Origin of the sequence: Psychroflexus tropicus DSM 15496 (assembly GCF_000378765.1) — a bacterium.
Classification (GTDB): Bacteria; Bacteroidota; Bacteroidia; order Flavobacteriales; family Flavobacteriaceae; genus Psychroflexus; species Psychroflexus tropicus.
Genome location: NZ_KB905342.1, coordinates 864,747 through 883,943, shown reverse-complemented (window position 1 = coordinate 883,943; position 19,197 = coordinate 864,747). Strand labels below are relative to the sequence as shown.

Genomic DNA, 19,197 nt, shown 5'->3' with positions numbered 1-19,197 from the left:
TCATTGGATGTCTAATTTTAAATCGATTTCAAATTCGCCTCTACTGCTTTGATTTTTATAATCTGTAATGACAATATCCACAATCCAATCATAACTTTCTAGGGTCAGAAGCCAATCTGATAAGCTGTTATTGGTAGTTGCTTTACCTTTTAGCTTTATCAAATTTTCCGCTAAGCTTAAGTCTTCTCCTTTTTTAATCGACCTAGAGATTGGCTGATAAGTTAATTCAGACAAGATAAGTTGATCTGGCATGTTTTTGACAATTTCATTCACATAAAAAATAGTTTCATCTCCCTCTTGGTTACTTATTTTATCTGTTATAACCTCTAACTTTTTGACTTCCACTATTAATTCATCAAGCTGATTTAATTGATTCGAACCTGTCATGGCGTAAACTTCAAGGGGGCTTACCTTCTCGGAATAATTAAAAAACACCAGCGAATTGATAACTAAAACAATGAATATAAAACCCAGACTTATTCTGGGAAAATAGTAATTAAAATTTAAGTGCTTAAAAAAAGACTCTTGTTCGCTCATTAAATCATTATAATTTGTGAGCGAGCTGTAATTTTTAAAATATAAATTTAAAGCGGCTGAAAACGATAGAAGGTTTTCGTTACTTAGTTCAATACCTTCAAAATTATAGGTGACAGGTTCATCGATAACTTCTTTTTCAATATATGTTTGGACCTTTGAAAGATCAATTTTTGCATTAGAGGATTTAACTAGGTATTTGACACCTATTGTTTTTAAAATTATTGCAATTTGATTTCCAAAGCTTAATGAAGCGACCGCTATTTGTTGACTCTTGAATTCATTAACTATATCTTCAATCTTATTTTTACGACAAATGGAAACAAAGCTTGAATGAGATTCTTCATGGATATCGTAATAAAAAGAATTCAAATCTGTGTTGGGAAAAGCAGCATTAATATACTGTTCGTCAGTTTCTTTTTTAGATTCAGTGCGCTTAGTTAGCACAAAACTTTTATTAATGACCAAAGAGACTTTACTTCTTTTAGGAATCATCTTGAGAAGCTCTTCAAAACTTAGTTCAGGTTGAAGATCTGCTAAGATCAATTCATCTCCTTCCTGTTTTAACTCTACATAATTATAAATAGATGCTTTGTCCTTAGTATCTAAAACCTCAATACCTATAAAAATTGAGTTCTTAGTAAAATTCTTTATTTTATCATCAAAACCACTCATCAGTAGATAATTGTGGGCTTTATAAGTATTGTCAGTTTAGACTTGGAGTCTTCTCTACGTCTTTGGCTGAACAGCCATTTAATCACGGGTATTCTAGAAAGTAGAGGGACACCATCTCCTAAGTCATTTTTTCTTTGTTCTTCTAAACCGCCTAGCACTACAATATCCTCATTACCCACTCGAATTAGGGAACTAAACTCTCTCGAATTAATATTTGGAGGAGCATCATCTTGTATACGCTCGCCAAAGTTAGACTGAATTACAAAAATATCTAAAGTGACCTGGCCATCTCCTGAAACAATAGGTTTAATCGTTAAACCAAGTTCTGCATCAATTGGAAAGAAATTGGTAACTTCTGAAGATATGGGATTATTTGCTCCAATAATATTTTGCTGGGTCACCGCATAATAAGAGGTTTCTCCGTTAGAAAAAGTTGCTCTATGTCCACTTAAAGTTGAAAGCTTAGGGGTTGATCTGATTTTTAAGTTGCCGTTACTTTCCATTGCCTTTATCGTTGCAAAGAAATTAGGCACGACTTTCCCTAAATTAAAAGAACCAAAGCCATCAAATCCGCCGATAACTTTATTTACACTATTTGCACTTAGAGTAAGATCAGCTCGAGGAAATAATTGCCCCTGAGTTTCTGTAGGTCCATCACCAAGCCCCCAGCTAATTCCGGTCTCTACAGTTGCGTTACGACTGACTTCAATAATCATTACCTCTATCAAAACTACGGGTACAGCTTTATCTATTTTAGATATATATTCCTTAAGTCGATTCACCTTTTGACTGGGACCACTAACATAAAGGCTATTGAGTTCATAATCGACTTTAATCGATAAATCCAAGAGCATTTCATCTGGTATCAAATTTACAATGGGCTGCTTTTCAGCATTAGAGGCATTACCCTGTGTCAATGAACTCGACCTTTGATTTGTACGTCCTTGAGAAAAGTTCCCTCCTGAATTGAAACCGCCATTATTAATTCCTCCTGAGTTAAACCCACCTCCATTAAAACCGCTCATGTTACCTGAATTGAAGCCCCCAATTCCGCCACCAAAACTATTACCTCCGAATCCATTAAAATTTCGTCCTGCTCCACGCCTGGTATTAATGTCTCCTCCTGAAGGGTCTTCCAGCATTTCTACTGACCTGTAATTCAACTTAATAAACTCAACTTTTCTAAGACTTAATTGCTGTTCTGTTCCAATATAGTAAGTATCTCCTTCTCTTTTAAAAGTTAACTGAGAGTTTGAAATATCCCGATTTCCAGTTTGATTTGTTTGATTTTGATTAGTCTGATTCTGGGGATTTCCCATTGAAACTGTATTCTTTTCAAACACCTTCTCTAAGAATTCATCAAAATAAATTTCATCAGTCTTAAAATTGATTTTACTGTTCGACTCAATTGGATAGGTTATAAAAATATTTAAATCCAAATCCCTTGAAAGTCCAGTAATGATATCTGATAAATTTTCATCATTTAGATTTAGCCTAATCAGTCTATTGCGTTTGTCTAATATCTGATAATTCAATTCATTTTCTCTGCTTTGACCAAACTGATTAGTAGAATTCTCAACGTTTCGTCCTTTTAAAATATAAAAGCCTTCTTCGCTGATGTCAAATTCTAAATTATTGGAAAGTGCTAGCTGTTTCAGAGCTTTATCTACTGGCACTGATCTAATAAATGCAGTAAGCTGGGTGTTTTCTATCGCAGGATCATACACTATATTTTTACCCGTAGCATCTGCAATTCTTGTGGTGACATCATACAGGCTATTGTTCCTTATATCAATACTTACCTGTTCTAAATTGGGATCATACTCTACTTTAATTCGATCCGAATCTTCTACATTGGGAGGGCTATAGGCTTTAAACGCCAGAATATTTCCTGTAAAATCTATATCTAAATTATATTCTTTAACTAAAAATATAATCAAGTCTTCAACGGTAACTTCATTAAAGTTATTGGTGATTTGGATTTGACTTAAAGCTGGTGACACATTAAAGTTCAAATTATGAATTTCAGCTACTGCCAGCAGAAAATCCGACAAACTGATACGGTTGACATTGATTTCAGTTCTAACCTGCTCCTTAAACCCTTCATTTTCAAAACTTAGATTAGATATTTCATTTTTAATTGTATTAATTCTCGGCTCATCGGTCTGGCTGATTGCACTTGTTAAATAACACAGGAAGGTAAAGAGGATAAAGAAGTTGAATTTCATAAATTAAATTTGCGATTAGCTTATCAACAATGGATAAATTTCTTCAATCGAAGTTACTCCATCTTTGACTAAACGGATGGCATTATTTTGTAATGTTTTAATCTTTTTCTCCTCGATATAACTATCAATATCCATTTCATTTTCCTTTATTTTTCGATGCAAATATTTGTCTATAGGGATAATCTCATAAATGGCTTTTCTGCCTTGGTATCCGGTTTGATAACACGAGGAACATCCTATTGGGATATAATGAGTTTCCAGACTTCTTGGAACTATATAATTATCTGGAAATAACTCTGATTTTACATTATGTTCTTCTTTACATTCATCGCACAGAACCCGAACCAAACGCTGAGCAATGGTGACATTTAAGGTGCTGGCGATCAAAAAGCTAGGAATGCCCATATCAATCAATCTGGATACAGTTGCCCAGGCAGAATTGGTGTGAATGGTCGAAAGTACAAGGTGACCCGTTAAGGCGGCTCTTACTGCCATATTTGCTGTACTCACATCTCGTATTTCTCCTATCATGATAATGTCTGGATCCTGACGTAAAAAAGTCTTTAAAGTGCTAGCAAAATCCAGCCCTATGTTTTCTTTGAGCTGTACCTGATTGATACCTTCCAGAGTATATTCAATAGGATCTTCAATCGTTAAAATATTGGTTTTTTCATCATTCAAAACCTTTAGACTGGCATATAAAGTGGTTGTTTTCCCTGAGCCTGTTGGTCCAGAAATCAGCACAATACCATTAGGCTTTTTAATACTTTGGTTGTATGCTTTTAATTCGTGTTCAGTAAAGCCTAAATCTAAGAGAGTGATATCATCGGTATCCTTACTCAATATCCTGAGCACTATTTTTTCTCCATGTAGAGTAGGTAGACTCGAGACCCGAATATCGAATTCATCTAGCTCTGTTTTCAAGGTAATTCTACCATCCTGGGGGAGCCTTTTTTCTGAAATATCCAGATTAGCTTTTATCTTAATCTTGTTAACAATAACCGGATACTCCTCTTTAGGAATAATGTAATGTTCTTTTAGTTTACCATCAATTCTGAATCTGATACGGCATTTTTCTTCAAAAGGCTCAAAGTGAATATCACTTCCGCCAATATTTCTAGCAGTTTGTAAGAGCTTTTCTATAAAGTCATTGGAGTAATTAAAAGCCGTAACTGCTTCTCCTTTCGTTTTCCTAAAGTTATAGCTTAGGTATTTATCTAATTCTTGGGTAGAGACCGTTTCAAAGCTTATGGATTGGTTTAGAATAACCTCTAACTCATTTTTTAAGGCCTCTGTTGACCGATCTGATAGCAATTTAATGACTTCATCATCTAAACCTACTGGAACAACTCTATAGGCATAGGCTTGCTCTGTTGTGATAAGCTGCACAAATTCTGTTGGGAGTTGATAATTGAGTTGAATGCTCATAAGGTTAGAATGAATACAGGTTGTTGATTAAATTGAGTTCACCGCCAACGTAAACCATAATTAAAAATAGGCTCATATAGCCTGACAATGGTACGGTATTCTTATCTCTTAACGTTAAGTGAATAAGCAATGAAAAGATAAGTGAAAACACGAAAATAATGATAAAATTAAGGCTTGAAAAGCCTAAAGCCATACAGATAAAAAACAATAAATCCCCTAGTCCAAACACCGTAAAAAGCTTTTGATTGAGTTTGAATCTCGAATATAAATAAATACTAAGCATCATAAGACCGATCACCATAAGATTTATACCTACAGCATTTAAAAAAGGATCTGAAAATGAATTTAAAATATGCTTCAAGCCCATCAAACCACCAAGCAATGGAAATAAGACAACATACACCTGTCGTTCTTTAAGATCCTGATAGGTTATGTAGCCAAGAGTAATGATGATAAAAACCGATAAAAGCATACATGGTTTAATCTTTAACGGTTTGCTTAGGCACTCCAGTTTCATCGATTTCCCATTCGTTGAGAATGCCATCCCCATCAAAATCGGTGACAGCTCTTGCTCTTGCTTTAAAGCTAGAATTAGTTGCTTCTAAAAGCTCATATTCATAATTGGCATTTCCATTTTCTTTTACCGTTTGTGGTGCTTCAAAATCCAGTTGATTCATATCTTCTGAATATCTGGAATGCATATAGCGGTAAGTGGTTTGGGAGTTGTAAATGTATTTCAGTTGAGTCTGGGCTTCTATGCTTTTAGCTTTGCTAATAAGTGGCATAAGGTTGGGTAAGGCTATAAGCAACAGAATACCTATAATCGCCAAAACGATTAGGATTTCCTGAAGGTTATAGCCAGAGATTTTTTTATTGAATGGTTTCATAATTTTATTTATAAGGATACTTATATATTTATATAATTAATAAATTTTTATCTGTAATTATAGTAAATAATTTTAAATATTGATAATCTCGACATAACAGAGACGGTTCCATGAATTAGTATAAACGAATCAATATCTAAGACTCAAGAGTATTTAAACTTGAATAACAAATAATGAGCATACTTAATTTTAATATTCATTATTAATAAATTCCCCTATTTTAAAATAATATTCTTTATTATTCTTTGTGATTATTAACGTATCAGAATTAGAATTTTTCTTTATATGATCGCCTATTTCTAAAACCATGTCTAAGTAAACGTCATCATACATGAAATTGGCAGAAGTTTTGAATAATATTTTTTTTGAATCTATAGTTACAAAGCAAACACCCTTATTTACCAATAAATTATCTATTTTACCTTCTATTTTGTATTTTTTATCAACTAATTTATATTCATTATATAAATTTTTTATCTCATTTGAGTCTTTTATAGTAAAGTAAATTATTAAAACAATTATCAATCCCATACAAAATATAATTCCCGATATTTTGATTTTTTTTTTCATTACCAATGTATTTCATTCATTTGTCGTGTATATTGTCCAGATATAATAGTTGGACCAACTCCAACTCCTAATCCTGCCCCAACTCCGATTAGATATTCACCTGGCGCATTAGGGTTTTCAACCCAGCTCATGTTAAGTCCAACAGCAGCCCCAGCATCGGCTGATAAACTAAGGTTATTCCCCCATCCTTCTAATGTTTTCATACTGAAGTTTCTAACATCACCAAAATAATAATATTTATATCCAACGGCCATAGCACTAGCACTAATCCAACCTGCACCTAAACCTAATGAGGTAAAATTCTTGTAGTTCCCAATATCAGGGCCTCTGCTTATAAAAATACCTCCCCAAGGAGACATTGAAGAAGCTCCAATGGCTTCTGCTGCACCAGTGATTTCTAATGAATATGCGACTGGCTTTGTAGATAATATTGCTTTGGAAACATAATTCGGAATTTTATTTCCTAAACTATTTTTAGCATCATCACTTAATCCAACATCCTCACTAAACACAGATGGTGGACCAAAGTTAGTTGGAGAAAGACATGACGGGCAATTTCCTCCGCCATTATCCAGGCTAGTGTCCATATTGGCAAGATCATTGCCAATTTGTTCAAACATAGCTTGCTCATGTGTTGCCTCCTTTCCTTCCTGAGTTCTATAACCACCTTCATCCCAATCGTAATATACATTAGCGGTTTGTGATGCTTCAGGTGCTCTTCCATCAGGATCAACAAAGAAAATAGGATTATCAAAAGCATAGTTATAAGGAGAATGTCTTCTCATCATTTCAGCAAGAGGGTCTAAATTCATCCATCTGCCTAAGCTTGCATCATAATTCCTTGCTCCAAAATCCAGCCACTCTAAACCGAGTTCATTTTGTTCCTCCTTCCCGTTAAAACCATAAGGATGCTCTGCTAAACTTACATTATTGTACCCTTTGTGTTCAAGTCCAAAAGGATAGTAATTCTTTTCTTCAACGATCTGCAGAAAAGAATTGTCTACTCTTTCAATTTTAAGATTATCAAACCAAACACTCCCAGCTCTGTCATTGTCAATCCTAAAATTTAGTTCAACAATGTTTGAAGGTACGCTTATTCTTTTTTCCATCTTTACCCAGCTTCCTCTGTTAAATGTTTCAACATAATCAAATTCTGTATTGTAACCTGTTTCTCCTTCTTCTTTCATCAATAAAAAGAATTGAGCTTTATTGAATGATACATTTTCTAAAAAGACCCATCCAGAAATGATATAATCGGTTGCCTGTTTATTATTAATTTGTATCCACTCATTACTATGGGCTACTTTCTCCCAGTGATCATGTGGATCAATTCTTGCCGAAAAGTTTCCTTCATAGGTAAATGAACTATCAAATTCATTCACAGACCACCCCCAACTTGCTCCACTCCCATCCCATCCACTTGCTGACTCAAAATCATCGTAAAAAACTTCTGTGAGTATTTCTTCTTCAGAATCAACATTTTTATAACTCAACCTGATGTTCCCTAAGTGGTCTTTGTATTGATAGATGTAGTCGAATCCTCCATTATTTGTGTTGGTTAAATTTGAATTCTCATTTAAATCTTGCATTTCTTCGATTGGAGGATCATTAAATCCAAAACTTTTTTGCTCGACATAACCTTCTGAATGATTGAAAAACTGTAATTGTGACCCACTATCAGTATTAAATCCCTGCTGCCGGTTGTAAATAAAATTGCCAGCATATTGTGTAGAATTTATTACATTCCAAGACATTATATCATTAGATTCTTGGTTAACAATATTTTTTTCTATTTTGAATCCATTAGCATCATAAATATACTCTATAAATCTACCATTTCCGTTTATTGATTCAAATACTATTCTTGCAGGTAAATTTAAATGATTATATTCAATTTTGGTAATATCTTTATTTTCGTCTTTAGTCATATTACCATTACCGTCATAAGTATATGCTTCACTCCCCGTAAATTTTTGATTAAAGCCTTCTGGCTGGCCACTGTTATCCACTACAGTTTTTAGTTGGTTTGTGCCAGGCATATAAGTATAAGTAAGATTATCAATAGTACCAAAACTGTTTGTGGTTATTTCACCAGTTCGGCTTAATCCAGTTATATTACCATTCTTATCGTAGCCTACATTTACTAAGTTATAATTTGTATTCCAGCTATTGGCGTTGGTGATTCTATTTAAAGCATCGTACTCATAACTGTACATTCTTTTTATTTGGGATTCACTTTGTGTTCTCCAATGCGTCTCACTAATGTTTCCATTGTACAACTCATTACCAGGTTGAGTAGGGTCATTATAATTGATTCCAAAAGCAAAGAGCTTTTCAGCATCATTTACAGAAGGATCATTTATGCTTTTCAACCAACCACGGATGTTATAATCATAATCAATGGTTTGTAAGGCAGTGACTAAACTATAATTATTTTCACTAGCATCGCTCCCCCCTACTTTCTTCTCTACCAGCTGTCCTAACTCGTCGTACTTATTAAATACGATTAGCTCTTCTGGCTGATCATTGACACGCTGTATTTGTTTGAGCAGTCGTTGAGCGTGGTCATAATTATATTTGTCTACTATCACTATAGTTCCTGAATTGTTTTTAATATGTTTAGAATTAGTCTCTAAAGTTAGTCCTATAAAATCAAGCTTAATGTGTGTTATATCTTCTGATTCTAGATACTCATTTTTAGAATGCATGTAAATCGGTCTAGACCTCTTGTCGTATTTTATAACATTTATAACCCACTTGTCCGTATCCAATACTTTTACAAAACTTCCCGTTTCTAAAGTTTTAGTTCGATCTGAGAAACCTTCAACATTGTATAAAGGAGAAGATTCTGTTGTTAACCCCTCTTTGTTGAAATTATAATCATCAAAATAATTAACAGAAAGCACCTCAATATTTGATGTTGGAAAAGCATTCTTGGTATAGTTTACTAATGTGCCACCTGAAACAAATCCTCCTGTTGAATCTTTTTCTTCGTAATGTATTAGATTAGGATTATTATAAAATTGATATTGTAAAAATTCTATATCTACTGGAATAATTGAAGTCCAAATTCCTGTATAAATTATTCTATCGAATATATCATATTTAGTGAACATCCATTTTTCAGAATTGGTGTTATTATCCCTCAAGTTCCCATCTTGTCTCAAGATAGGGCGGTTGAGTTTATCATAAATAATATACTCTGCCTCTTTCCCTGGTATTTGCTTCTTGACCAAATTATTACGCTGGTCATACCCGTAGTAATAGCCTAGCTTTTTAATGACATTACTAGATACTGTTAATCCTGGCGTAGACGACACAAAACTACTCGCTTCTGGTGATAATACATAAGACAGATTACCATAATCATCGTAGATATAATAGGTATCGTGTGATATGGTCACACCAGCATCATTAGGATTGTATGTCCGTTTTAAAACGATCTGGCCTAATTTATTTTTGTATTCTGCTGTGGTATGGTTCTTATTATCGCCTGGCTGCCAGTTTTCATCCTTAGTAATCAATTTATAAAGTTGTGCAGCTGCATAGTTTCCTACATACTTTAGACTATGATCAACTGTAGAATTGTTGCTATCAAATACTACTTCAAATCGCTTAACTGCATCGACTGATTTATTGACCTGGTAGTCAAACTTAATTGTATGGTCGTAATCACTCTCAAAATCTACTTGCCAGTCTTCGCCAGGAGAACCTTGTTCTAATACTCTATTTAGAACAGAATTTTCATACTTTATTTCTGAATATGGGTTTGTCGTATTTTGAAAGTCTTCGGTAAAATTTGAAGAATAATAAGAAATAGAATTATCTAAAGGATCATCAACAAAATCACCATTTGATTGAATTATAGATGGATAAGGTAAAAAATCTTTATTCAACCTTCCAACTACATCGTAGCTATGATGTTTAATTATATCATTTTGCAGAGGGGTATTTGAAACCCAATTTGTCTGAATTTTCCTATTAAGATCATCAAAATATTTTACAGTTGCATTTACCTTATTCTTAAGTAAAAAACTGTTTTGATTATTACTATCTGTATTGTAAGGACTTGATATGTATTCAGTTAAAGGTTTAATACTTAATATAAAATTTCTATCAAAGTCTGGAGAGACTTGAGTAGGTGGAATATAATCCTGGTCAAAATCGGGTAATGTAATTGTGACATCTATAGAAACGTAATCAATCATGCTAGGAGACATAGCATTGATTTTTAACCAGTTATCTTCAATATATACTTCATAATTCGAATTTTGTCCAGATCGATCCTTAAAATTGCCTATATATGAATCAGGTATATTGAAAGAAGTTCCAAATTGATATACCTTTCCTACGTTCAAAAGTGTAATACCAAAGCCAGCACTACCTGAGATTCTTAATGAATTTTCGCTTATATTCAATCTAAAACTTCCTCCGCCTGAAGTATTTGTTATAGCTGACCTTGGAATTGTTTCTACATATGTAGGCCAATTTTGAGCAACACAAATATTAGATTCTATTATAAAGATTAAAAATAATATTATGTAGGTTAATTTAATCATGATTTTAATTAGATTTTATGTTATAAATAAATTGTTCTACAATGTTGTTATCATTATCCTTAATGTTTATGAGTTTATCCCACCTATAATCGTAAAATTGAGTAATACCATTAGGATCAGTTTTGCTCGAGATCAAACCTCTTTGATTATAAGTATATCCTGTAATTGAATGATTTGGATAAAAATCAATTACACTTCTTACAGCTTCTGCCCTAAGATTAATATTTAAATTTTTATTATTTATAGTAGAGTTTAGTTTTGAAAGTAAAAAATTAAAAGTTTCATGATTTGGTCCTTTGACCTCAAAAGCTAATTTATCACCATCATAAGCATAGTAAAAATGAGCACCACCAGGTTTATGAGCTCTCTCAATAAGTTGCTTGTTATTATATGAATCAATAACAAAAGTTGTCGTTTCTAGATGAGGGATTTTTGTATTGTAGTATTTCCAAGGTAATATTATACCTTCATTAATTTTAAAATCAATACTAGAGCTTTCTAAATTATTGTTATTTTTACGAATATCCGTTTGTATTAGTGCCATTTTATTTTGATCCACTAATTCATTATAAATACTATTGTTTTTATCAAACGTATAAGTGTATTCTTCTAGATAAAATTGCTCTAAAGGACTATTATCAAACCCGTAGATATTTATCTTCTTTGATCTTAAAAATTGGCTACCAATAGTTTGAATTGGATTAGGAAAATCTTCATACTCATATTCGGTATATGAAATCAATTGATTGTCACCATCTTTAGAAAAGTTTTTAGTCTTGATTTTATTATGATTGAAGTAAAAGATTTTCTGAACATCTGCTTTCAAAAATCCAACCCCAGGATTATTATGACACCCTTTAAAACTTACAAATACACTTTTTACAAAATTTGAATTTGATAAATCGTAAGTGTTCTCAATTTTTTTAACTTCATCTGCTTCAGAGTTAAAATAAGTTAATTTTTTCAACTTACCTCTAAGCATACTTCTATCATTAAAATTAGTATATGGAGAAGGTGTTGGGTGAGAGGCAATTGGCATAAATTCATCTCGGTATTCAGATAAGTCATTCGCAGTATATTCATAAATGTTAAAAGCACCATTTTGAAAAATTTCAACTACCTCTGAATAACCTATGTGGTATCCAAGTTGATTTGAAACTGGAAGTATAGGGTTGGTACTAAATATATCTTCATATAAAGTATAATTTGGTTCGTTTGATGCATTGGTAGCAAAATCCAACCAATAATGCTTTGGAAGGTTTTCAGCTATGCCGCTTTGAAAAGAGGAGCTGGAATCTATATCATAATCTTTAACGTATTTAAATTCTCTAATATTATTATACTGACTACCATCATGATCTTTGATTAATTTTATTCTGACACCGCCAGCCAAGGTATTCGGTGTTGACATAAGTGAAGATTTATCATCAGACACATATCTGTTGAAACTATTAGCCTCCCACTCGAATTCTGTATAACCTTGAGTAGGGTATACTATCTTTTTTAACATCCCTTTTTTTACGTTCAAACTATGGGTCCGTCTTGAGTTAAAATGAGAATTCAAATTAGTGTAAGAATATACCCAAGGTGTTCCATCAAAATAACCCCAATGATCTACAGCTGTAGATAATAAATCTGGTAGTTCACTAAAACCCTCATATTCTAACCTAAATTCTTTATCCCAAAAGCTTACCTTCTCAAGGTTTAACCTATCATTATCTGCTGGAATAGCACTAGAATCATTATATTCTAAATTAACTGTTTTACCTAAACCACTTATTTTTGTTAATTTTTGCCAATTATCTAATTTAGGAATTATGTCTTCGTGATTACTATATGGCAACAAATAACCATAGTGATATCTATTATCATTATTCATAAACTGATTATTGACCCCCTTAATAATATGATACATATTTGAGTCACTCAAATAATTTAAACCTTTTGACTTCTCTCTTTCAAAATCTATATCACCATCAAGTGTTTTCAATTTGCTCAAATAAACAGCAGATATAAGATCTCCATTGTAACTAAAATATTGACCACCAGAATAAAAACAACTATAATCAAAAGGATCAGATCCACTATCAACTGCTTTAAAAACATTAAAGTTTTTAAAATGATAAAAAGAGGCTATATAGTCTTCTCTTTCGTACTCAAAAGAATAAATTTGTTTACCAAATCTATCACGAACTTCTGTTAAATACCAACTATTAGCTGTCCATCTAGCAGGAATAGAAACATGAAAAGGAACACTGTACTCAATACTCGAATCAGTGTTCCCGAAAATGTAATTAATTCCGTTATCGTCGATTAAAGTTATCTTGTATATTTGTTTGGAGGCGTCTGATTTTCTATGAGGGATATCGATTTCTAGATTGAAAGGAACTCTCGACTCGTTAAATGGAAATCTATTGTCAGATTGTTCGATTATAACTTTTATATTTGAATTACTTGAAACTTTCCATTCTCCATCTTCACCCATAAAAAATTTTCCAGTATAGCCCATGAAATTGAATGTAAATATGTCAGGGCCGTATTCTCTGTTTTTTTGATTATTAACATTACCGTTAAACCTCATCATAGACCATAAATACTCCATGTATGAGCTATCATTCCAGTTTGAAACATTTAAGAGACTTCGACTTTCAGGATGTAAAAATCCATAAAAATCACCAAGCGCATATCCACTAGAAGGAACATAGTATTCATCAGATACCCTCCCTTTTACCATTCTTGTGACTAAACCACCTGACTGTAGTGACCAATTTTGACCAACCCAACCTGGCATATCGTTCACTCTTACACCTTTACTATTGTAACTCAAATAAATGTCTAATGGAATATCATAATTTTTAATATTATAAAGTGGTATTTTAATATTTGGGGAGCCAGTATAATAACTAACCCCTACATCCCCAAATTCTCCTAAAGAAGTAGCAACGGGAGATTGAATGTTTTTTGGAAGCGCTAATTCTTGAGAATTTATTACATTAAAATAAAAAAACAAACATAAAATATAGATATTTTGATAATTTTTCATAAGTCAATTTTAAAATATTTAACAAATTTAAAGGTAAAAATTAAAACCTGATTACTGTTTAACCGTACATTTGTTACGGGAAAACCGTACTTAACGTTTGTTTAGTGAAAAAAAGAAAATTTAAATTAAAAAGTTCTAGTGTGTCAGATTTCACTCACCACATCCACTTCCGCTCCACTAAAGCTTCACCCGACAACTTCGGAAACAGCAAAAGAGGTTCATTACAAATGGTTTTGGACATAAGCTAAAAAGCTTTGATGTTGTATTAATAATTTTTTTTCAAAGCTTTGTAACTCAAGTCCGCTTAGCATGAACTAAAACATATCGATCAGGATTTCAGGCAATCTATTTCAAACTTCTTCATACATCACCTCCCCTTTTGATGCTAAAAAAACAAGCTTTGAAATGAACTGGAGCGCATAAACTGATACTCTATTTATAGCTCCTTATTAATTTCAAAACTTGAACATGAAAAAGCAACAAAAGGTAATGCGATGGCTCTGGGAAAAGTAAAAAATCTTGATTTTTTGGTAAACTCATATAGATCTACTCAATGTAAAAATGAATAATTAATACACGACAAAATGAGTAAGAGGTTTGTTTAATTATTTTACTATATTTATGGCGTTAAAGATGATCAATTCGTATGAATTTTTACGTTCTTTTTAGTTTAGTGAAGGATTCGGTGAATATATCCAGAATTTAAAGTACAAGGTCTCAATATTATGGGGATCAGTGAGTTACATAAAACTCCTGCCACCCCGACAAAAGCCACTGATAATCAGTGGCTTTTCTTATTTTCGGACATATTGCGGACAGATTTTCGCTTTTCTTCCCCGATTATAATTTATATAATAATTAAGGTTAAGTAAAATAAAGTTGTACTTATCCGATCCCTTCTAAACTCAGAATACTCTTTTTTTAATTCTAGTCTTCTACATCAACCATATTCATGAACTTATATATCGGAAGGTGTTGACTTTTTTTACAACACTTTCTAGTTTATTTGATTTAAGAGCTTTGATGATAAGACTTTCACTTAATCCCCTGTTCTCATATTAATAGTTTGTATTTAAAGTTAATAACTTCGAATTATTGACTGTCCTATTTAAGAGGGAGCCTACAGCATTCAATCCTTCCCTTAAATCCCTGACTCTTTTAATATCATTTTTATTCTTAAACACAAATCTTTCTACGACACGTTTCGTCTTAGTCTAAGTCTAGTTTTGCATAAAATAAAAACAAGCATGAGCATGAATGAATTATCCTACATCGCCTCGTTGACTGAAGCACTTTCTAATTATGTAGATTCAGAGGAAACCCAAAGTAAAAGTAGGTTTATTAAAATTTATTTTGACCTTTTAATCAGTAATGGAAAGTTTTATCGGCCAGATATTTTAGAAAGAACTGAAAAGGATATTTACATGGCGAGCATGAGATTACTTTTCAACAAATACAATGAAGATACTTTAGAAGCTTTTGTAAAGCGTTTTATAAAAGACAAAGATTCTGCGCTTACTCCAGCTTTTGAGGTGGTTTTACTATCAGTCAACCCCAACAATGTAGAAGATCAAGTCATAAATAGAATGATAAGTTCCTTTGAAAGATCAGGTGTTGAAAAAAAATCACTCATCCTTTCTTTCCTATATGGTGGATCATACAAAAAAGGCTTGAATAACTATAAACTTTTATCCCAATTTGGATCCAATGTATTGAGAGGAAATGACAATGAAGTTAAAATAGAGTTATTGAAAGTTCTCAATAATCACAAACCTTTACATCGCATTGAGAAAAGTCAAGATGCTCAACAAATGTTTAGACAATTGAAAGATCTCATTATTGAATCAATAAATAACCAGACAAGAAACCTAAGGCTTAATCGATTGGAACGTGCCTTAAATGAATTGTAGTATTTCCAAAATATTTAATAAAAAACCAAAATTCTAATGTAAAAATGAAGATGAAACATTTTGAAGATAAATTGAGAAAATATAGTTTGATAACAGGGGTAATCAATGCCCTTAAGCTTATTTGTAGTTTATTATTTGATAACTCAGCAACCGATAAGTTTTTATTTATGGAATTCAACATTTGGACAGTCAGGCTCATTTGGGCTATTATTGCTTCAGTCCTGATTTATGATTATCTTCAAAATAGAAGAAAATTTTTATTTGATACTGAAAAAGATTAATAAACTAACTGAGTATGAAATAGCTTACTATATCGAAATTGGTAAATTTGGTAATCAAATGCATTAAGCTTATAAGTATGCAGATTGAGTGTATAGTTAAAGTATATTGTTATAAATAATTTTAAACTTAAATCCATTATAATATGAATTATCCTTTATAACATCATTGACTAAATCGCTAGCCAATTATGTTGATTCCGAAGTCACTAATAGTAAGAATAGATTTACTAAAATCTATTTTGATTTACTTATTAGTAAACGTAAAATGAATATATACCCACGACTACTGCAAAGTAATGTAGATGTTTATAAATCGAGCGTAAAGTTACTTTTTAATAAATACAATGATGAAACATTAGAAACTTTTGTAAAGCGTTTTATTAGGGATGAAGATCCAGCATTAATTCCTGCATTTGAACTCATATTAATATCCGCTGATCCTAATGATTTAGAAAATCGAGAAATGAATCAGATGATGAGATCCTATGATGGTTTAAGCACTGAGAAAAAAATGCTCATCCCTACCTTCTTATATGGAGACAGGTATTCAAATGGTCTAAAAAACTACGAACTTTTATCCCAATTTGGAATTAATTTGTTGCAGGGAAATGAAAATGAGATTAAAAATGAATTATTAAAGGCTCTTAACAACACAGCTTTACAACGAATTGAAAGAAGGCATGATTTCCAACAAATGCTTAGACAATTGAAGGATCTAATTATTGAGTCAATTAATAATCAAGGCAGAGAATATAAGGCATTACAACGTGCTTTAAACGAGCTCTAGCCGAAAAAAAATAGAATTGATGCCTAATCACTATCTATTTTAAAACTTGTTTTTAAGCTAACAAAAGAACAAAATGCTAAAATTTCAACCTATTCCAAAAAGTGAAATTTAGTATCGAAATGTAAACTTATTCTGGATTTTAATTTAAACTAAATTTACTGATGAAGGTATCGCTTAGTTATACATGGACCGCAACGAGGATTAATACTCAAGCATGATGATAGACTAAGGAATCAAATAAAATCGTCTTGACTCACCTCAACCAGATGTTCATAAACTATTACCATCGCCAGAGTGTCCAGCTCACAATACCTAAGAAGTGCATTTTTGATTTCTTTTCTTTCCTCATTTCCCATATCCGTGTACTGTGTCAAACCATAGGCCGTAAGAGCCGCTCCTCCATTATTAATTTCTTCAATTTCACTTTTTCTTTCAAACTCTGGATCCCAATCTTCAAATGGTGGTTTCAAGCTTTTATAAGGATCTTCAATTGTGTTATCATCGTTTTGTTTTAGCCAGATGTAGTCATCTTCAAAATTTTTAGAAGTCATATTGATCTCCTTTATGGGCCTGGTATATTTTTCCTTAATAAGCTTGCTGGACTCAAAAACCGCTGGAAGTATGGCTTTAATGGAATTACTACCTTTTGTATGTGGGTTGTAATAATAAGCCTTAACCACTTCACATAAATCTACCATTCCACGAGTAGGATTCCATAATTCTCCTTCATAACTTTTGCTGGTTGGGGGAGTTGTAAGCGTTTGAATAAAATTGATAAGTTTCTCTTTATCAGCTTCATCAGAATTTTCAAGCTGAGCCTTAATTTGGTTTAGGGTAGAATTTTCGTAAGGGGAAAACTGAAATACTGTTCCCTTATTTTTTTCTAAAGCCTTTTTGAGTTGTCTCACAAATTCAAAATTTGGAAACTCCCCCGGCTGAACGTTGATGTATTCATCAGCATGTTCTATAGTTCCATTTTCTTGATACGTGTGAACAGAAAATTGAAAAACTACTTTCTCATAGGGCGATTGTCCTTTATAGAAAGGCAGAGCCATTGTCGAAGCTTCAAAATCGATAAAGTTTAACGGAAACGTCCAACTGTTAATTTCAGCCTTTAATTCATCTTTCAAAACCACAGGAGTAAAGTCTTTTTCCAAAGCCTTATGTTTTTGAATGAGCTGGCGTTCAGAGGTTGACATTCCATTCATAACAGGTGCGGATTCTTTTTTTGGTAGGAGCTCGACATCCTCTATATCTTCTAATTTTAGAATACCTAGCTCATTGAATTTATTTAGTTTGCTAAAATGTAATCTCGATATTTCAAAAGCAGTTGGTTGCTTAAAATCCTTTTCTTTCCAATTCAGTTGCATTTTAAAACATTCTTCAAACCCTGACTTCTTTTCGTCTTTGTTCTGTTTATCAGTTTTGAATTCGCAATGTTTACAAACATTAAAGTTTAAATCATGACCAAGGTATCGGTCTTCCTGATATGCCTTAGCAAATATTTGTATTCCATCTTCAAAATCGTAGTCTTCAATAATTCTGTGTCGTCCGCTTTCAATACCTCTTACTTCGTTACTTATATCTGCTATTCCTAGAACGGATTCAGCTTCAATATTCTTCAATTGATCGATTTTGCGTTCAACACCTGTTCGGTTATCATTGTTTTTGGTGATGCGAAACAATTGATTGAGTCCATTTATCGTTGTGGTCTGAGATTTATCAGCCAACATTAAAAAAGGTTTGACTGTATATTGAGGAAAAGCTTTATTGATGACATATTTCTGAAAAGACACATCGAATAAATAAAATTTCCAATTCGAATCTAAGCCTCCTCTTTTACCTACAAACTCAAATTCTGCATTAGTAGAATCAAATGATTTGGCTTTGACTTCGATCAAGTTAATCTGATCTCCTTTTTTCTCTAAAATATCAACCCTTATGAATAAGTTTTGATATAAAAATGCCGCTTCAAAAATAACAACATCCTCATTATTTTCAAGCAACTCAATAGTTTGATCAACCTTATCTTGATAATCATAAGTTTCATCTGATTTCTTATCTTCTATCAAAATTCCGTCAGGATAGTGCATACGAGCTAATTCCTCTACCTGAAATCCTCCACTGGCTAAAGCTTGTAGGAAAGGATCATTCATTTTCGCATTAGCATAATCTTTCTTATTAGTGTAGTATAGTTTATTAGGACATTCAAGTCCTAGTTTATATCTGGATTTCGTGAGGTAACGTTTTTTTGGATTGGTCATAGGATTAAAATAATAGGTTAGTGAAGTTTTA

General features: G+C 32.5%; 12 protein-coding genes. 3 read left to right on the top strand and 9 right to left on the bottom strand.

Annotated elements, in window-relative coordinates:
- The 8 genes from F598_RS0104020 to F598_RS0103985 form a co-directional block, all read right to left on the bottom strand.
- Complete coding sequence (locus tag F598_RS0104020) at window positions 1-1,209, bottom strand: PilN domain-containing protein (protein ID WP_019037741.1); 1,209 nt, start codon at window positions 1,207-1,209, stop codon at window positions 1-3.
- On the bottom strand, window positions 1,209-3,437 hold the full coding sequence (locus tag F598_RS0104015) for a type II secretion system protein GspD (protein ID WP_019037740.1): 2,229 nt from the start codon (window positions 3,435-3,437) through the stop codon (window positions 1,209-1,211). Before F598_RS0104015 ends, F598_RS0104020 begins: the two co-directional genes overlap by 1 nt.
- Before the next feature lie 15 nt (window positions 3,438-3,452).
- Window positions 3,453-4,865 carry a GspE/PulE family protein gene (locus tag F598_RS0104010; RefSeq protein ID WP_019037739.1) on the bottom strand — a complete coding sequence of 471 codons (1,413 nt, stop codon included), beginning with the start codon at window positions 4,863-4,865 and terminating at the stop codon, window positions 3,453-3,455.
- A 4-nt stretch (window positions 4,866-4,869) separates the two neighbouring features.
- Window positions 4,870-5,337, bottom strand: coding sequence for a hypothetical protein (locus F598_RS14365; protein ID WP_019037738.1), 468 nt, complete (start codon window positions 5,335-5,337; stop codon window positions 4,870-4,872).
- A 7-nt stretch (window positions 5,338-5,344) separates the two neighbouring features.
- A complete protein-coding gene (locus F598_RS0104000; RefSeq protein ID WP_019037737.1) occupies window positions 5,345-5,752 on the bottom strand; it encodes a prepilin-type N-terminal cleavage/methylation domain-containing protein in 408 nt (135 codons plus the stop codon).
- Between the two features lie 189 nt (window positions 5,753-5,941).
- Window positions 5,942-6,322: a hypothetical protein gene (locus tag F598_RS0103995; RefSeq protein WP_019037736.1), complete on the bottom strand. Its 381-nt coding sequence runs from the start codon at window positions 6,320-6,322 to the stop codon at window positions 5,942-5,944.
- Window positions 6,322-10,881, bottom strand: a complete 4,560-nt coding sequence (locus F598_RS0103990; RefSeq protein ID WP_019037735.1) for a DUF6443 domain-containing protein — start codon at window positions 10,879-10,881, stop codon at window positions 6,322-6,324. The genes F598_RS0103995 and F598_RS0103990 overlap by 1 nt, the downstream gene beginning before the upstream one ends.
- A 4-nt stretch (window positions 10,882-10,885) precedes the next feature.
- Window positions 10,886-13,924: a hypothetical protein gene (locus F598_RS0103985; protein WP_019037734.1), complete on the bottom strand. Its 3,039-nt coding sequence runs from the start codon at window positions 13,922-13,924 to the stop codon at window positions 10,886-10,888.
- 1,253 nt (window positions 13,925-15,177) lie between these two features.
- Between F598_RS0103985 and F598_RS0103980 the strand changes: the two genes are divergently transcribed.
- From F598_RS0103980 to F598_RS0103970, 3 genes are all read left to right on the top strand, one after another.
- The gene (locus F598_RS0103980; RefSeq protein WP_245539747.1) at window positions 15,178-15,834 is read left to right on the top strand and encodes a hypothetical protein; all 657 of its coding nucleotides are present in this window, start codon (window positions 15,178-15,180) and stop codon (window positions 15,832-15,834) included.
- Between the two features lie 50 nt (window positions 15,835-15,884).
- A complete protein-coding gene (locus tag F598_RS0103975) occupies window positions 15,885-16,115 on the top strand; it encodes a hypothetical protein (RefSeq protein WP_157594941.1) in 231 nt (76 codons plus the stop codon).
- Window positions 16,116-16,380: 265 nt separating this feature from the next.
- Window positions 16,381-16,902, top strand: coding sequence for a hypothetical protein (locus tag F598_RS0103970; RefSeq protein WP_019037731.1), 522 nt, complete (start codon window positions 16,381-16,383; stop codon window positions 16,900-16,902).
- A gap of 233 nt (window positions 16,903-17,135) precedes the next feature.
- Here F598_RS0103970 and F598_RS0103965 read toward each other — a convergent pair whose 3' ends face one another.
- On the bottom strand, window positions 17,136-19,166 hold the full coding sequence (locus F598_RS0103965) for a DUF2779 domain-containing protein (protein ID WP_019037730.1): 2,031 nt from the start codon (window positions 19,164-19,166) through the stop codon (window positions 17,136-17,138).
- Window positions 19,167-19,197: the final 31 nt, after the last annotated feature.

What these genes read in the sequence shown, in the direction of transcription:
- F598_RS0104020 (WP_019037741.1), bottom strand. Translation starts at nt 1,209, where the DNA reads ATGAGTGGTTTTGATGATAAAATAAAGAATTTTACTAAGAACTCAATT.
- F598_RS0104015 (WP_019037740.1), bottom strand. Translation starts at nt 3,437, where the DNA reads ATGAAATTCAACTTCTTTATCCTCTTTACCTTCCTGTGTTATTTAACA.
- F598_RS0104010 (WP_019037739.1), bottom strand. Translation starts at nt 4,865, where the DNA reads ATGAGCATTCAACTCAATTATCAACTCCCAACAGAATTTGTGCAGCTT.
- F598_RS14365 (WP_019037738.1), bottom strand. Translation starts at nt 5,337, where the DNA reads ATGCTTTTATCGGTTTTTATCATCATTACTCTTGGCTACATAACCTAT.
- F598_RS0104000 (WP_019037737.1), bottom strand. Translation starts at nt 5,752, where the DNA reads ATGAAACCATTCAATAAAAAAATCTCTGGCTATAACCTTCAGGAAATC.
- F598_RS0103995 (WP_019037736.1), bottom strand. Translation starts at nt 6,322, where the DNA reads ATGAAAAAAAAAATCAAAATATCGGGAATTATATTTTGTATGGGATTG.
- F598_RS0103990 (WP_019037735.1), bottom strand. Translation starts at nt 10,881, where the DNA reads ATGATTAAATTAACCTACATAATATTATTTTTAATCTTTATAATAGAA.
- F598_RS0103985 (WP_019037734.1), bottom strand. Translation starts at nt 13,924, where the DNA reads ATGAAAAATTATCAAAATATCTATATTTTATGTTTGTTTTTTTATTTT.
- F598_RS0103980 (WP_245539747.1), top strand. Translation starts at nt 15,178, where the DNA reads ATGAATGAATTATCCTACATCGCCTCGTTGACTGAAGCACTTTCTAAT.
- F598_RS0103975 (WP_157594941.1), top strand. Translation starts at nt 15,885, where the DNA reads ATGAAACATTTTGAAGATAAATTGAGAAAATATAGTTTGATAACAGGG.
- F598_RS0103970 (WP_019037731.1), top strand. Translation starts at nt 16,381, where the DNA reads ATGAATATATACCCACGACTACTGCAAAGTAATGTAGATGTTTATAAA.
- F598_RS0103965 (WP_019037730.1), bottom strand. Translation starts at nt 19,166, where the DNA reads ATGACCAATCCAAAAAAACGTTACCTCACGAAATCCAGATATAAACTA.